The sequence below is a fragment of the Leptolyngbya sp. GB1-A1 genome (assembly GCF_039962475.1).
In the GTDB taxonomy this organism is placed as follows: domain Bacteria; phylum Cyanobacteriota; class Cyanobacteriia; order Elainellales; family Elainellaceae; genus Leptolyngbya_A.
In genome coordinates this window covers 300,059-314,891 of sequence record NZ_JAMPLI010000003.1, presented here as the reverse complement: position 1 = coordinate 314,891, position 14,833 = coordinate 300,059, and the positions used below count along the sequence as shown (strand labels likewise).

General features: G+C 51.2%; 14 protein-coding genes and 1 pseudogene. 7 read left to right on the top strand and 8 right to left on the bottom strand.

Annotation, left to right across the window (positions count from 1 at the left end):
* Positions 1–241 precede the first annotated feature (241 nt).
* From NDI45_RS05235 to tsaB, 3 genes and pseudogenes are all read right to left on the bottom strand, one after another.
* Positions 242–340, bottom strand: a pseudogene (locus tag NDI45_RS05235) (transposase family protein); the annotation flags it as partial.
* A gap of 182 nt (positions 341–522) precedes the next feature.
* Positions 523–1,227 carry a Uma2 family endonuclease gene (locus NDI45_RS05230; protein WP_190791072.1) on the bottom strand — a complete coding sequence of 235 codons (705 nt, stop codon included), beginning with the start codon at positions 1,225–1,227 and terminating at the stop codon, positions 523–525.
* Positions 1,228–1,261: 34 nt separating this feature from the next.
* Positions 1,262–1,966, bottom strand: coding sequence for a tRNA (adenosine(37)-N6)-threonylcarbamoyltransferase complex dimerization subunit type 1 TsaB (gene tsaB, locus NDI45_RS05225; protein ID WP_190791071.1), 705 nt, complete (start codon positions 1,964–1,966; stop codon positions 1,262–1,264).
* Positions 1,967–2,050: 84 nt separating this feature from the next.
* Between tsaB and NDI45_RS05220 the strand changes: the two genes are divergently transcribed.
* The 4 genes from NDI45_RS05220 (at position 2,051) to NDI45_RS05205 (ending at position 7,196) form a co-directional block, all read left to right on the top strand.
* Positions 2,051–3,235 (top strand): WG repeat-containing protein, encoded by a 1,185-nt coding sequence (locus NDI45_RS05220; protein WP_190791070.1) that lies wholly within the window; start codon positions 2,051–2,053, stop codon positions 3,233–3,235.
* 304 nt (positions 3,236–3,539) lie between these two features.
* Positions 3,540–5,297, top strand: a complete 1,758-nt coding sequence (locus tag NDI45_RS05215) for an N-acetylmuramoyl-L-alanine amidase (RefSeq protein ID WP_199296445.1) — start codon at positions 3,540–3,542, stop codon at positions 5,295–5,297.
* 3 nt (positions 5,298–5,300) lie between these two features.
* A complete protein-coding gene (locus tag NDI45_RS05210; protein ID WP_190791069.1) occupies positions 5,301–6,161 on the top strand; it encodes an inositol monophosphatase family protein in 861 nt (286 codons plus the stop codon).
* 147 nt (positions 6,162–6,308) lie between these two features.
* Entirely contained in the window at positions 6,309–7,196 is an 888-nt protein-coding gene (locus NDI45_RS05205; protein ID WP_190791068.1) for a carbonic anhydrase, read from the top strand.
* Positions 7,197–7,201: 5 nt separating this feature from the next.
* Here NDI45_RS05205 and NDI45_RS05200 read toward each other — a convergent pair whose 3' ends face one another.
* Positions 7,202–8,242 (bottom strand): DUF1611 domain-containing protein, encoded by a 1,041-nt coding sequence (locus NDI45_RS05200; RefSeq protein WP_348246686.1) that lies wholly within the window; start codon positions 8,240–8,242, stop codon positions 7,202–7,204.
* A 41-nt stretch (positions 8,243–8,283) separates the two neighbouring features.
* A complete protein-coding gene (locus tag NDI45_RS05195; RefSeq protein WP_190791044.1) occupies positions 8,284–9,327 on the bottom strand; it encodes a dipeptide epimerase in 1,044 nt (347 codons plus the stop codon).
* A gap of 252 nt (positions 9,328–9,579) precedes the next feature.
* On the opposite strand from NDI45_RS05195, the gene NDI45_RS05190 reads away from it, so the two are divergent.
* From NDI45_RS05190 to NDI45_RS05180, 3 genes are all read left to right on the top strand, one after another.
* Entirely contained in the window at positions 9,580–9,843 is a 264-nt protein-coding gene (locus tag NDI45_RS05190; protein ID WP_190791043.1) for a hypothetical protein, read from the top strand.
* A 350-nt stretch (positions 9,844–10,193) separates the two neighbouring features.
* Positions 10,194–10,943, top strand: coding sequence for a class I SAM-dependent methyltransferase (locus tag NDI45_RS05185; RefSeq protein ID WP_190791042.1), 750 nt, complete (start codon positions 10,194–10,196; stop codon positions 10,941–10,943).
* 279 nt (positions 10,944–11,222) lie between these two features.
* The gene (locus tag NDI45_RS05180; protein ID WP_190791041.1) at positions 11,223–11,912 is read left to right on the top strand and encodes a glycosyltransferase family 2 protein; all 690 of its coding nucleotides are present in this window, start codon (positions 11,223–11,225) and stop codon (positions 11,910–11,912) included.
* Positions 11,913–11,999: 87 nt separating this feature from the next.
* Here NDI45_RS05180 and NDI45_RS05175 read toward each other — a convergent pair whose 3' ends face one another.
* From NDI45_RS05175 to NDI45_RS05165, 3 genes are all read right to left on the bottom strand, one after another.
* Entirely contained in the window at positions 12,000–13,592 is a 1,593-nt protein-coding gene (locus NDI45_RS05175; RefSeq protein WP_348246685.1) for a hypothetical protein, read from the bottom strand.
* A 28-nt stretch (positions 13,593–13,620) separates the two neighbouring features.
* Entirely contained in the window at positions 13,621–14,034 is a 414-nt protein-coding gene (locus tag NDI45_RS05170; protein ID WP_190794024.1) for a VOC family protein, read from the bottom strand.
* Positions 14,035–14,325: 291 nt separating this feature from the next.
* A complete protein-coding gene (locus NDI45_RS05165) occupies positions 14,326–14,670 on the bottom strand; it encodes a YbaB/EbfC family nucleoid-associated protein (RefSeq protein WP_190794025.1) in 345 nt (114 codons plus the stop codon).
* Positions 14,671–14,833: the final 163 nt, after the last annotated feature.

The window sequence follows — 14,833 nt, the reverse complement described above, 5'->3', positions numbered from 1 at the left end:
CTTGTGCACCAGTTTCGACCATAAACGCAACGATTCGGTGGTCGTCATACTCGACTACTCTAGAGAACTCTGGAGGCAGCATCCATTCATCTGAATTTGCTCGAAGCAGGGCATCAACCTCTTTGCCATGCAATAAAGTTAGAAGCTCCCATTTACCATAAGTGTTTCCCATCAAGAGCAATACAGCAAATCCAAGAAATCCGCAACCTAGCTTCTTTGTAGAGAAACGCAACATTTCTTGTTACTTAAGCTTAAGGTAGCGGTGTATATCAAAGATCATGCCTGCTAAGTCAAACGTTGGGTAACACTTGAAGTAGAACAAGATGAAGAACAGTTCTTCTTGATTGGTGAGTCAGCTAGTAGGATGCGTTACGCTTCACTAATGCATCATTTCGCTTCATCAACGGCATGGATGCTGTGACCAAGCAGGAGATTGACTTCAAACCTGATCCGTTCGGATGCTTCCGTCTGGTATGAAAGTGTTTCTACAGATGAAGCAGTGCTAAATTCTTCTATCCCGCCTTAACGCGCCTGGGCAAGTTGCTGCACAAATTGCTGGTGTTCTTCTGAATTAATGCCCTGCTGCAAGACGGCTAAAACCTGCTGCATTTCTCCGTTGAGTAAGGCAGAGGTCGCTAACCACAAGCCAGGAAATACGCTGCTCTGAATGATGCCCTGCTCATCGATCGCCAGCGATAAATAATCATCGTCCTCTAACTGGAACCAATCAATCTTGCGATCGAACACCTGCCAGACTAGATATTCTTGAACGCCGTTCCGGCGATATGCTCGCTTTTTGTCTCCCAGGTCGATCGATGCGCTGCTTGCTGCCACCTCAACGACCAGTTCGGGTGCGCCCTCAATATAGTCATCAGGACTGAGCCGAGCTTGCCCGCCTGCGCTTTCCTCAATTAATAAAACTGCATCCGGCTGAGGTTCATTATCCCGATCGAGGCGAACCGTTGGATTATCGCCGATTAGAACCTTGGGTGTGAATGCTTGGTAAACGCCCAGCCAGGTCATCAAATTCCCATGCGGTTGACCATGACTCCGAAATCTTAGAGCAGCGGGCACGTACACAACTCCTTCGATCAGTTCAGCTTTCTTCAGGTGGGGCATTGCCTCATAGCGACGCTCAAACTCATGACGAGTCAGACGATCGCCGCTTTCCAGGGGTGGAATCTGCATCGGAGGGGTGACTTTCTGCTGAGAAGGGGTATCAACCATCGTTATCAGGAGCGATAGGGCGATCGTTTGTATTTTATCGCTCTGATTCTCTCACCGGACTTTGACCATAAAACGGAACTGCCTCTACCCAATGAGGACGTTCTTCTTTCTGCCATTCCTGATAAGCGAGTTCTAACAGTGCGGGAGCCGTTGCACCGAGTCCGCCTTCAAGTTTGATTAGCTTGTAGGGACGTTCCCAGCGATCGAGAAAATTCTGCCAGGAGTCGATCGCCTGCACACAATCCTGCAAGGTTGGTTGAAGTCCTGAAGCTGCTGAAGAAACGGTATAGATTGCTGTATGCACTTCCCCCCGTTGAGCGGGCATCTCGATCGCCAGATCGATCAGCTGTAAAGATTCATCGGTTAAGGCAGGTCGATTTGCCCAGGCTGCGGCGGCAAGGGTTGAAATGGCAAACAGAGGCAAATCAAGCTGTTGTGCCAGGGTTCGGGCAGTAACAACCCCGATGCGAGTGCCAGTGAAGCCGCCTGGACCTTTTGCCACTGCCAGAAACATCAGATCGCGCCAGGTTTGCGGCGAGAGGAATTCCTGCAAGTAAACGTGCAAATGCGTGGAGAGATCGCGCCCTAAGTCCCAGGTTTGGCTGCGCCGATGCGAAGCTGTTTCCCCTTTGGGATAGTCGCCCTGAAAATTATCGATCGCTAAACCAAAATCGGAGCTGGCAGTATGCAGGGCAAGGGCATAGGTCGGGTTTGAACGGGTCGTGAAGGTGGCTGGCAAGATTAACTCGTGTGAATACAGACAGTTTCATTCTTCAGAATAGCTTTAGCATGGGAATACATTCCCTGCTCCTCCCCCACTAAAATGCGTCTGTCTTTTCCTGCCTGGGTTTGGCTTGTCGCTGGTGCAGGTTTGCTGGCGATCGGCTATCAAAAGATCGTAACGCTCAGCCACTCAGACTTTTCAGACCCGTTGCTCTATATTGTTGAGCATGATGCTGCGCGGCGTGATCATTTATCGTCTGATTATTTGCCTCGAATTCGCACCAGCGAAGGAGACAATAGCGAAGGAAACGCTGAGACGATCGCGATGAATTCAGACATTCTAGAGTTTGATGCTGCCTCTAATTTTTCAGAAGGGCTGGCAGTGGTGCGGATCAAAGATCGCTATGCTTTTATCGATCGCACCGGGCAGGTCGTCATTCAGACCGATGAAACCCTGGATGGCGTCGCGCCGTTTGTCGAATCACGAGCGGTGGTGCGGACGGCAGATTTGTATGGCTTTATCGATCGGGAGGGCAACATCGTGATCGATCCGCAGTATGCCAGCGCAAATCCCTTTTCAGAAGGGCGGGCAGTGGTGCGAACGGGCAGAGCTTACGGCTATTTGAATCCAGACGGGACGCTGGCGATCGATCCACAATATACGCTGGCGACAGACTTTTCCGAAGGGAGAGCGGCGGCAAAGCTGACCAATTTGTATGGCTACCTCGCGCCAGACGGAGCCTGGATTATTCCCCCGCAGTTTGCCGATGCCTGGAGCTTTTCTGAAGCTCTCGCGGTGGTGAAGGCGGGCGAGAAATGGGGCTACATCAATCCACAGGGCAACATCGCGATCGCACCCCAGTTTGACGGAGCATTTAGCTTCTCAGAAGGGCGCGGACGGGTGCGGCAGGGCAGTCAGTGGGGGTTTATCGATCAGCAGGGCAAGCCGATCGTCCCCATTCAGTATGACTTTGCCTCAGATTTTTCCGAAGGGCTGGCAGCCGTGCTAGTGGGCAGCCAGTGGGGCTATGTAGACCATGCCGGACAAATGGCGATCGCGCCCCAGTTTGAGCTTGCCTCAGATTTTTCCGAAGGGCTGGCAGCCGTGCGGCAAAACGGCAAAATGGGCTTTATCGATCGCACAGGCCAAATCATAATCGCGGCGCAGTTTGAGAATGTCGGTTCTTTTCGGGAAGGGCTTGCCTGGGTGCAAATGGGCAACAAGTGGCGATATGTCGATCGCAACGGAGCGTTTCTGAAGCGGCAGCAGCCTGGCAATCTTTAAATCAAGTTTGGAAATCATCCTGATCAGGGCAATTTTCGACCGAAGAGTTATTTGGTAGATGCACCCTGATTATCGCCTCCCGGTTTCGTACTGGGGGGTTTTATTTTTTTGGTAGGATCTCTGGGCAGGGCAGCTTTCGCAACCATACGTAAACAAACTAGCGGAACGAACTTGCCCAAGTGACCGTCTCAAGTGCAGCCAGTCCGGCTGATGCTCCCCGTTTAGTTACGCGATTTGTACGGGCAATAGGGTACTGTCGCTTTAGTAAGCTTTTTCCGTTTGAGACGATCGAGGATCTGAATTCGTGAAATCTTCCTGGCTTCTTTCTGGTTTGGCAGGCATGGTCGGTGTCCTGCTGTTGTCTTCTCCCGCCGAAGCAGGCAGGCTGCAATCCTGGCAGTTGAACCGCAGTACAGACAGTCCCACGCTGCGCTTTACTACCGATGATGATGTGCAGCCCAGAGTACAGCTTTTGGCAAACCCCAGTCGCCTGGTGATCGATTTGCCCGAAACCCGGCTCGATCGCCCTGCCGTCACTCAATCTGAAATAGGCGCGATTCAATCGCTTCGGATTGCCCAATTTGATGGACAGACGACTCGCATCGTCATTCAGTTTGCCCCCGGCTACACGATCGATCCGCAGCAGGTGCGCGTCCGGGGAGCCTCGCCAACCCAGTGGACTGTTGAGATGCCGCAGCCTGTCCAGATCGCAAACGCATCCGGGGAGCAAGGGGAGCAAGAAAATCAAGGAAATTTTCGCGCTGCGTCCCAGCTTGAAGAATTGCGGGTCACGCCGGATGGATTCTTTTTGCGAACCGGGGGCGAAACGCCTCAGATCCGGCAGCGATGGGAAGACGATCGCCGCAGGCTCATCCTGCAACTGCCGAATACTGCCCTTTCTCAGAGCTTCAGTCAGCGTCAGATCGAAATCGATCGCTACGGGGTCGAGCAGATCCAGGTGGATCAGGCGGCAGGAGATTCGCCCAATGTCACGGTGACGCTTCTTCTCAGTCAGGACGATACCGACTGGCGCATTTCTCCCGGTTCAGGCGGCGTTGCGCTGATTCCCACCCATTCGATCACGGCTGCCCAGCGTCCCGACAGCTCTCGATCGCTTACCCGTTCTGCCCCCGATCAACCCGCCACCATTCAGGGGATTGACTTCGCAGATAGCGGCAGACAGCTTGTAATTCGCGCCGATCGATCGCTGACCAATCTGGAGAGCGGCTGGAATCGTACCACGGCAGAGTATCAAATCGTCATTCCCAACGCCAGATTAGCCGATAACACCGCCCAACCCCGGCTGGAGCAAAATAGCCCGGTTCTACGGTTTCGCGCCGAGCAACGTGACCCAACGACCGTGGTGATCCAGTTTCTTCCAGCAGCGGGGATTGTGATTGGCGAATTGCGATCGGTGCAGCAAACGGTCGCCCTCAGTTTGCAGGGCAGACGAATTCCAGCAGGTTCCACCCCATCTAGCCCTAGAACCCCTGCCCCTTTGCCCAACGTTAGCGATAGTCGAATTACGATCACGATCGATCCAGGGCACGGCGGACGCGATCCGGGGGCAGTCGGCATCGGAGGTATTCGTGAAACCGATATCGTGCTGGATATTTCGCTACAGGTGGCAGAGCTGCTGCAACGGCAGGGCGTTGAGGTGCTAATGACCCGCACAGATGAGCGCGAAATCGATTTGCAGCCACGCGTTAGTCTAGCAAACCGTGCCAGAGCCGATTTGTTTGTCAGCATTCACGCTAACTCTATCAGCTTGAGCCGTCCCGATGTCAACGGTGCAGAAACCTACTACTATTCCGACAGCGGGCGGGTGCTGGCGCAGGCGATTCAGAACAGCATCATTGAGGCAACGGGAATGCGGAGTCGGGGGGTCAAATCTGCCCGCTTCTATGTGCTGCGAAACACGCAAATGCCCGCTGCCTTGGTCGAGGTAGGGTTTGTCACAGGTGCAGAAGATGCCCGCCTTCTCGCCGATCGCAATTTCCGCAGCACCATGGCACAGGCGATCGTTCGCGGTATTCTGCAATATGTACAACAGAGCTTCTAACCCATGCAGCTTACCCCGCACCAAATCCAGTGCATTCACAGTTTAATTCGCGACTGTGGACAGATGGCTCTGAAAATGGCAGCCGAACCGTTTCAAGTTTATGAAAAAGGGGTGGCAGATTACGTTACCACAGTCGATCGCGCCCTCGATGCCAAGCTTGCATCCGGATTAATGTCGCTGTTTCCGGGCGATCGGATTATTACCGAGGAAAATGCTCAGTCCTGGCAGGTGTTTTCGCAGCAGTCGGGTCCGTTCTGGCTGATCGATCCGCTGGATGGAACCGACGATTTTATTCAGCGCAAGCAGCACTATGCCGTGATGGTGGGCCTGCTAGAGCAGCATCAGCCAATCGCCGGATGGGTCGGTGCGCCCGCCTTCGATCGGCTTTACTACGGCGGCAAAGATTGGGGCTTATTTGAAGTGGTAGGCGATCGGGCAGCAGTGCCGCTTGTGCCGAAGGAACCCGCTCCCCCGACGATTGATGACTGTCTGATTTTGCTGGGCTACAAAGATCAGCGCCGCTTTGGGGAAGCGATTCAGCAGCAGATTCCGGCGGCAAAGTTCGACAATATCGGCAGTTTTGGTTTGAAGGTGCTGCGGGTAATTGGCGGCGAGGCAGGAATCTATCTCTATCTCAATCGCCGCGTCAAGCTCTGGGATACTACAGGACCGCTGGCAATGGCAAAGGCGGCAGGACTGGTGTGCTGCGATCTGGCAGGCAACCCGCTCCGGTTTACCCCCGATGCCGTGAAGCTAGACACCCTGGCACACCGTCAGACGATCGTGGTGGGCTGGCAAAGCTATGTCGAGCCGCTGCTAGAACCGCTTCAAAAGGCGATCGCTCAGGTAGGACTGGTGGATTAAGTCCGGTTATTGCTGTGATTAGAGAACGTCAACAGTCTTGAGGGCGATCGATCGCTTCTTCATGAAGTATCGACAAGCTTTTGGGAGACAATCAATAAAGGTCACTACAGATCGCCTGATCAATCGGACGGGAAGGGAAGGATTGCGATGAAAAAGCTGATTCAAGGGCTGCGCGAATTCAAAGACAGCTACGTTTCGACTCACCGGGAGTTGTTTGAACAGCTTTCTCAGGGGCAAGATCCCAGAGTGCTGTTTATCACCTGCTCAGACTCGCGCATCGATCCGGTGATGCTGACTCAGACCGATCTGGGCGATTTGTTTGTGATTCGCAACGCGGGAAACATTATTCCTCCCTATGGTGCAGCCAACGGCGGCGAAGGGGCAGCGGTCGAATACGCGATTCACGCATTGGACATTGACCAAATCGTCATCTGCGGACACTCGCACTGCGGCGCAATGAAAGGCTTACTGCAATTAGGCAGCCTGGAAGAAGAAATGCCGCTGGTCTATGACTGGCTGCGCCACGCCGAAGCCACCCGTCGCTTGGTGAAGGAAAACTATAGCAACCGCACCAAAGACGAGATGCTGGAAATTGCGATCGCCGAAAACGTGATCACCCAGATCGAAAACCTGAAAACCTATCCCGTCGTGCGATCGCGGCTATTCCAGGGCAAGCTGATGATTTTTGGCTGGGTCTACCTGATCGAAACGGGCGAAGTGCTGGCTTACGACCCGGAAACGCATTCCTACGTCGCTCCCCAAAGCCAACTGGCCCAGTACCTACCGGACGATGTGCCCCAACCTGCCACCTTCAGATCCACCAGTGCTCCACCTGTTGCTTGTGAGTTGCCGAATGGCAGCAATATTGCTGTGTCGCAGCCCGTCCCGAGACCCGTCGCGGTTTCTGGCACTCCCTCTGTTACCCCAGCGACAGCCGCCGCGAATGCTCAATCTGCCACGAACGGCAGCAGTCACACCCCCTGGCTTACTCCAGAGCAAGCCGATCGCATCTACCGGGGAAGTGCAAAACGGTAGAGCTCTCATGCCAAAATCGCATCCAGCAGTAGATCTGCGCCAAAGCGAATTGGATCGGTGCAGGGAAGCCCGGTAGTAGAAGTGGCTCGATCGATCGCCTGCTTCGCCTCACTTTCGCTGAGTTGAAACGTATTCAGCGCAATGCCGACTACCTTAACTGGAGCAAAGGAACCTCCGGCATGGGCAACGGTTTCGTAAAGTCGCACCACGTTTTCAAGCGGCGGAATTGGCACATCCGGCACATTATGGATATGCTGCTGTCCTGCCCGGTGTACCAGGATCAGGTGAGTAGGCTGTGTCCCTCTCACAAGCGGTAAGGTTGCGGTCGAACCAGGATTTAGGAGTGATCCCTGTCCTTCGACGTAGACAATCTCGTGATCATTGCCATGGCGCATCACAATTTGTTCCACGGCTCCTGCTGCAAAATCAATCCGAATCGCATCCAGCGGAATGCCGTCATAGCCCAGCATTAACCCCGTTTGCCCCGTTGCCAGAAAACAGGAACGAATGCCGCGCTGTCGAGAGAGCCGATTCAGTTCTAAACCTGTGGACATTTTGCCGACGCTCATATCGGTTCCCACGGCCAGCACCCGCCGACAGAACAACGATCGCGCCTTACCACTTCCGATCGCTAGATTCGCAGGTTCTCGTCGCACATCCCAGATCCACTGATCGGACTTTAGCAACGCCTGAAACTCTGGATCATCCGCCATTGAGGTATGCAGCCCGTTCATTACCGACATTCCCGCAGCAACCGCCTGCTTCACCTCCTGCCGCCACGGTTCCGGCAATGCTCCGCCCGACGGCGCAATTCCGATCGCCAGCACATTTGGCTGATATTCGATCGCCTCCTGGGTCGAAGCCACGATCGGTGCATCGCGATCGATTCCGGTCAACTGCGGCAAAGACTGCCCGGCACAGGCGTGATCAATTACGGCAACGATCGGGTTTTCGCTGTAGCGCAGCAGAGAAATTCCGGTTTTTCCCTTCGAGCTTTGGGTTCCTTCGTGGAGCAAAATGGCAATGCGATCGGTCGGTTTCAGCATAGAAGAATGAGGAGAAAAGGCGATCGAGTGAAAAAATCAGATCAGGCGCGAATCACACCCAAGCCGGGCGCATCAGAAGGAATCAAACAGCCTTCCTGCATCGTTGCCCCCACAAATGGGTCATCCTTCAAGTTCAAATGGCTATCCAGATCCAAATGATCTGCCAGAGGTGCAAGCTGAGCCGCCGCCGTGTTCGAGAGGGCACTGTCGGAATAGCAGCCAAACATCACCTGTAAGCCGCAGGCTTGCGCTGTGTGAATCATCCGCAATGCCTCTGTCAGTCCGCCCGACTTCATGAGTTTAATGTTGATGCCGTTGACTCGATCGGCAAGGGCAGGAATATCGCGGCTGGTAAAGCAGCTTTCGTCTACAAAAATCGGCAGGGGCGATCGGCGATAAACCTGGGGCAAGTCGGCTTCCTGCCCGGCAGCGAGGGGCTGTTCAATATAGGTAATGCCCTGGTCGTTGAGCCAGTGACTCATCTCGATCGCCTCATCAACGGTCCAGCCGCCATTGGCATCAACGCTCCATTTTGCATCCGAGGGGGCAACTTTTTTCACGGCTTGCAGCATCGCCCGATCGGCTTCCACCCCTGCTGGACTTCCGAGTTTAACCTTCACCGCTTTTACCGTGGTGATGTCCATCCATTGCAGCATCCGCTGTTTTGCCGCTTCCGGTGAGCTAATGCCGATCGTCACTGAAGTCGGGACAATTTTGCGGCGATCGAGTCCCCAAAGCTGCCAGAGGGGAAGTCCCACTTTTTTGCCTATCCAGTCGTGTAGTGCCAGATCCACGGCTGTTCTGACAGCTGAGAATAAGGTGACGGTGCGGAGTAAGCGTTCAATGGGCTGGCGATCGAAGGGGGTGAATTTTTCCAGGCGCGGCTTAAGGGCTTGCAGATTTTGCAGCAGCAATTCAGTTGTTTGCGGCACGTCTCCCACCAAGAAAGGCGATGCTTCACCCCATCCTTCGATGCCGTCCTGTTCCACACGCACCCAAAGATTGGTACTTTCGCTGGTTGTGCCCCGGCTGATGGTAAGTGGGACGCGCTTGTGAACGGTGAAGGTTTCAATGTGGATCTGCATGAATGCTGGAGGAAAAGCGACAAACTTTAATTTAGTTTAATTGTCGATTACCACGCTGGTTAGCCGAATCAACAAATTAAGCATTCGCATCACGAATGTTCAAAATGTTTGCATGGTAGAAGTTCTAGCTCTTTTTATAGAATTCTTCGAGTTAGTGTAGAAGCAAGTTAAGGCACCCATTACGCGGCCACTGATCTGAGTATTACTGTGAAAAAATAACCTGATGATTCTTCAAATCTCTGGAGTAAAATCATGACTCACGACTCTACCGAGAAGCGCGATCGTGCCGAAGCTGTAGTATTACAAGGGAAACAACAGCTTAAGCAGGCAGCTCTAGACTTTGGGATGCAGTTTGCCTCGAGCCTTCGTCAGGAAATTGAAACCTTGATGAGGCAGTTGCAGGAAAGTTTAACGCAAGGTGATGAGATTCGCATTGAACAATACTCTATCGATTTCCAAATCAAGTTGGACGAGCTAAATCAGCAAATGCACCAGCACAACACATTCGATTCCTGAGGAGGGCTGAGGATGCGATCGCTGCGGTTAGCGGAATCTGAGTGATTGGGGGATTAGTCGTAGTGGGTGTTTGGAGCGGGGTTTTGGGTTATACCTTAGTACTGATAGTACCGATCGTCAGGGTTGCCGAACTTTTAGCGTACTTGGGCATTCTAAGTAAAGTGCGGCTATCAGGAAGAGGTACGCGTTCGAGACTTTGACACAACGGGGAATGATAAGGTCGTGCTCCGCAAGGTGTTGAATGCAAAATAGACCCGGCGGGGCAATCAAACGATCGCCAGAATCGCTCGTGTTATGATGCTGTCTGAATTTTGCCCATCTCGCCAGTTTCGCCCGATAACATTCGCCCGATGACAAAAGATACAGCAAGGTACGTCAAGTGGCGATCGCGCTGGTTTAGAGGTAGGTCTGTTCCGGGCAGTCCCTACGTGCAGCCAAATCCGGGTGGATTGGTGAGTCGGACTTCGCAACGAATGCGGCGCAAAATGTTTGAGGCATTAATCCAGCTTTATCCTCCGTCGCCCGGTCTGAAGGTTCTAGATGTGGGAGTAACCTGCGATCGGCGAGAGGACTGCAATTTTTTTGAGCAGTGGTATCCGTTTTCGGGTCAAATTACTGCCGTGGGAGTGGAAGACGCTGCTTTTTTGGAGGAAGACTATCCGGGGTTGAAATTTGTTCAGGCAGATGGGCTAGACCTGCCCTTCCTGGATCAGAGTTTTGATCTGGTGGTGAGCTTTGCGGTGATCGAGCATATCGGCGATCGATCGCGTCAGGCTGCCTTTATTCAGGAACTGCTGCGAGTGGGTCGGGTCTGCTGTATTACCACGCCAAATCGCTGGCATCCGATCGAATTTCACACAATTTTGCCGCTGGTTCACTGGCTGCCACCGCAGGTGTTTCGCCAGATTTTGCGATCGATCGGCATGACATTCTGGGCAAAGGAGGAAAATCTGAATTTGCTGACCCAGCGTGATTTGCTGACGCTTGTGCCTACCGAAGCTCATGTTCGGCTCATCCCGTTTAAGCTGCTCGGATTTGTCTCAAATCTGTTAATTTACATCGACCCTGAAGGTTATCAAAGGGGGCTTGATCAGCGATGACTGCCGAACCGCCCTCCAAGCCAACGCATTCTAGAGGGAAATAAGCCAATCATTCTGACTTTCAAAGTTTCTCAGCATTCGGAATTTCAGGGGCAATTTAGGGGATTCACAACTTCTCAAACAGCCTCTCATCGCGTTCAATTCAAGGAATAATTTAAGAATCAAGTCGTCAAGTTGCCCATTCAGGAGTATTCTGCTGGTAGAGCAGGGTAGCGATTAGGACTTGGTTCAAGTTCACGAGATTCCTGTTGAAAACCTATTGCAATAAAGCCGGGTGTGATGAAGCTTTCAGTTGTAATTCCGTGCTACAACGAGTTGGGAACGATCGGTAAAGTGGTGCAAGCCGTCAAAGCAGCCCCGATCGAATCGCTAGAAATTATTATTGTTGATGATTACTCAACCGACGGAACCAGAGAACTGCTGCAATCTACGATCGAGCCTCAGGTCGCTCAGGTGATTTATCACCCGCGTAATCGCGGCAAAGGAGCAGCGCTACGCACCGGATTTGCCGCAGCAACAGGCGATATTGTCGTGGTTCAAGATGCCGATCTAGAATACGACCCGCAGGAATTTCCCGATTTGATGGCACCGATTCTGGCAGATAAAGCCGATGTGGTTTTTGGTTCGCGCTTTGCAGGTAGTCGTCCCCATCGGGTGGTTTATTTCTGGCACATGGTTGGCAACAAGTTTCTAACGCTGCTGTCCAATATGTTGACCAATATCAACCTGACGGATATGGAAACCTGCTATAAAGCGTTTCGGCGCGAGGTGATTCAGTCAGTTCGGCTTGAGGAAAACCGCTTTGGCTTTGAACCAGAAGTAACTGCCAAGGTCGCCAAAATGGGTTGCCGCATCTATGAAGTAGGGATTTCCTATTACGGTCGCACCTACAAAGAAGGCAAAAAAATTGGCTGGAAAGATGGCTTCCGCGCAATTTATTGCATTTTGAAATATAATTTGCTGCGTTAATTGCGCCTGCAAAGATTCCTGTGGAAATCCCTGTGGAAATCTCTGTGGAAATCTACCAAACCCCAGTGCGCGTCAAACTTCATCACATTAATTACGCGTGCCGGATATTGCTGGCTCTGTTGCTAAGCCTTTGGTTCGATCTCGGTAAGGAGCGATCGTATAATCGCCCACTTTTTTAGCGTCTCCAGCCTTAACTAAACAGTGCCTAAACTGCTGAATTTCTTCAGGAAACTCATCTAGCCATTTCTCTTTAACCAGGTAAATCGTTTCAGACTCGAATACCCGCTTTGTACAGCGACGACAGCGTACTCTACCCACTTTTTTCTGCTGCTCAGGGTTAGGCAAGCAGGGACTTTGATTTGTTGCTTCATCAAAAGGAGTACAGTTGAGCTGAGCCGGATTCACAGTACAAAGGATATAAGAACTCCAATATCCACCGATAAATCCAGCTTTGCCTAGAGCCTGAAATTCCTGTAATTCTTGAATTTTAGGTTGAGGTGCATTAAGTGCATACGTTCGAGGTGGGAGACTCAGACTAGAGGCAAGAGCAACTAGGACGAGCAGCAAACTCATCAGTTTAGAGTTAGCTCCTTTGAGTCCATCTGCAAAGAAAAGAACGGCTAGCCAAAGGGAAATGTAGCTGACTGTAAAATACCTCAGATTTGCTCCATTAATGTAAACCCACTTGGAAAGCGGCAGCAAAATTAAACTCGCGATCGCATTCAGCAGAAACAGATAGCACCATTTAGAAACGGTAAGCGATTTGTGCTTTCGCAGACGGTGAATTACATAAGCAATCGTGGCTATCAAAACAACGACAAGGATGGCGTGAATGCCCAAAAAAAGAACCCGTCTTGGGGCAGTTAGAAAAAAAGTATTTTTGAAGGTGATTGTTCGTAGCACAGAGGACAGCAACTTAGCCACAATTTCTTGAACTTCGCTGAAGCTGTTAAAGGTACTGTACCTGGACGGCGTATTAGCTGCATTTTCCTTAGCATAAGCAATAAAGGCGATGCCAATTGCCGAGGTCAGAGCAACATTAATGGCATCCCCAGCAGTTAGACCAAATCGCTTTAATCCCTGCAACGCTACATTTTTCTTACCCCGCTGATAGATAGAACCAACGACAATGCCACCAAATAACAAAGCCGTTACAAGAGAAAAGTCTGATAGCCAGATACTAATAAAAAGGCTGATCGTTATCAGTGCAATAAAAAGCTGTCGTTTGAAACCTTGTATCGACGGAGAATTCTCAAAGCGGCTTGCGAGCACAATCGCAATGCCAATAAAAGCCATCTGAGGACCATAGGGCTGAGAGTTCATCACTAACTCAGTAAAGGGAACCAGCGGCAAAAACCAGGCGAGCGCAAGAATAACTTTGAGAAGGTTGCTTTTAAGCAAGCTAGCAAACGCAAGAAATCCAATCAGAAGTAGTAGATATTGGGCGAATGAAACTGCAATAACAGGCGATACGGAAGTAATTTTCAGCAAGAAATGCCCGATGATAGGCACTAAACTTCCTAGACGATCTTGTCCCCAATAATAAAAGTCCTGTGGTAGACGCAAATCATACGCCATGAGGATGTGAATGGCATTGTCAGAGTTCAGAGCGGGGTTCAAAAAGGCAGCAAACGATCGAACCGACAAAATAAAGATGAGCGTTATCAGCAGAATGTACATTGGAAAGGATGCTCCTTGGAGAGGACGTTTAATCAGGTTGGCTCGTCAGCGTCTCAGCATCGATGTCGCTCGAAATCTCCAATAGATTGCCATCTGGATCACGAATGTAAATCGATCGAATTAAACCGATCGCCCCTGTCCGATCGACGATGCCCGCTTCAATTTCGATTTGATGCTGCTGAAAATGCTGCAAAACATTGGCCAAAGGCGTTGAGGTAATCAAACATAAGTCCGCAGAGCCACAAACTGGATGACTTGCTCTCGGTCCAAATTCTTTGCCTGCCTCGTGCAAATTAATTTTTTGTTGACCAAACCGCAAAGCTTTTCGTCCCTCACCAAAGGTGATTAGTTCCATACCCAAAACGGCAGTATAAAAAGCGCAAGTTCTCTCAATATCCCGTACCGTTAAAACCAGGTGGTCAAGACGATCGATCTGAATCATTCTGCATCATTACTGGACGCATTCACAGGCAATCAGAATAAAAGCACTAGAAAAATAAAAGCATTAAAAGGTAAAAATTAAAATAAAAAATAAAGGGGCTGCTGCCCCTCGTGTTTCTCAATTAAAGTTGCTATCGCAGAATCACATTTCTGCCGCTTTGTACGGTTTATTTGTACAGTCTGATCAAATTAACAAAACAATTCCCAGCTTAACTTGCTTGCAAAGCCGGGGAACTGCCAAAGGTATTTTTGTTGAGCAGTATCAGAACTACATTCCAGATCAGATTCCAGACTACATTCCAGGAATATTTAAACCAGAAGTTAATTCTTCCATCCGTTCCCGCATTGTTGCCGTGGACTTGTTGTAGGCATCCTTCATTGCCGCAGTCACCAGGTCAGACAGCACTTCTGCGCCTTCGCCCAGCACATCGGGCGCGATTTCGACTCGACGAGGCTCCTGGTTGCCACTCATCACGACCTTGACCAGTCCGCCGCCAGCTTCGCCCGAAATTTCCATCTGCTCCAGTTCTTCTTGCAGCTTTTTCGCGCCTTCTTGAACCTGCTGAGCTTTTTTAAATGCCTCGGTCAGCTCTTTCATCTTGCCCAGACCGAAGCCGAAACCTTGTCCTTTTGACATACTCTCTCGCTACAGGGTTGAACGTTTACTTAACCATTATTCCCACCTGGCACAACTGGATTGCGAGGATGCAATGGCTCCCAAGAGTGGGCGCAATGTTTTTAACCTCTCCAGTATAGGTGACAATGCCTTTGCATCGCCGAAAGCTATCGATCGAAAGCAA

What these genes read in the sequence shown, in the direction of transcription:
- NDI45_RS05230 (WP_190791072.1), bottom strand. Translation starts at nt 1,227, where the DNA reads ATGGTTGATACCCCTTCTCAGCAGAAAGTCACCCCTCCGATGCAGATT.
- NDI45_RS05220 (WP_190791070.1), top strand. Translation starts at nt 2,051, where the DNA reads ATGCGTCTGTCTTTTCCTGCCTGGGTTTGGCTTGTCGCTGGTGCAGGT.
- NDI45_RS05210 (WP_190791069.1), top strand. Translation starts at nt 5,301, where the DNA reads ATGCAGCTTACCCCGCACCAAATCCAGTGCATTCACAGTTTAATTCGC.
- NDI45_RS05205 (WP_190791068.1), top strand. Translation starts at nt 6,309, where the DNA reads ATGAAAAAGCTGATTCAAGGGCTGCGCGAATTCAAAGACAGCTACGTT.
- NDI45_RS05200 (WP_348246686.1), bottom strand. Translation starts at nt 8,242, where the DNA reads ATGCTGAAACCGACCGATCGCATTGCCATTTTGCTCCACGAAGGAACC.
- NDI45_RS05195 (WP_190791044.1), bottom strand. Translation starts at nt 9,327, where the DNA reads ATGCAGATCCACATTGAAACCTTCACCGTTCACAAGCGCGTCCCACTT.
- NDI45_RS05190 (WP_190791043.1), top strand. Translation starts at nt 9,580, where the DNA reads ATGACTCACGACTCTACCGAGAAGCGCGATCGTGCCGAAGCTGTAGTA.
- NDI45_RS05185 (WP_190791042.1), top strand. Translation starts at nt 10,194, where the DNA reads ATGACAAAAGATACAGCAAGGTACGTCAAGTGGCGATCGCGCTGGTTT.
- NDI45_RS05180 (WP_190791041.1), top strand. Translation starts at nt 11,223, where the DNA reads ATGAAGCTTTCAGTTGTAATTCCGTGCTACAACGAGTTGGGAACGATC.
- NDI45_RS05175 (WP_348246685.1), bottom strand. Translation starts at nt 13,592, where the DNA reads ATGTACATTCTGCTGATAACGCTCATCTTTATTTTGTCGGTTCGATCG.
- NDI45_RS05170 (WP_190794024.1), bottom strand. Translation starts at nt 14,034, where the DNA reads ATGATTCAGATCGATCGTCTTGACCACCTGGTTTTAACGGTACGGGAT.
- NDI45_RS05165 (WP_190794025.1), bottom strand. Translation starts at nt 14,670, where the DNA reads ATGTCAAAAGGACAAGGTTTCGGCTTCGGTCTGGGCAAGATGAAAGAG.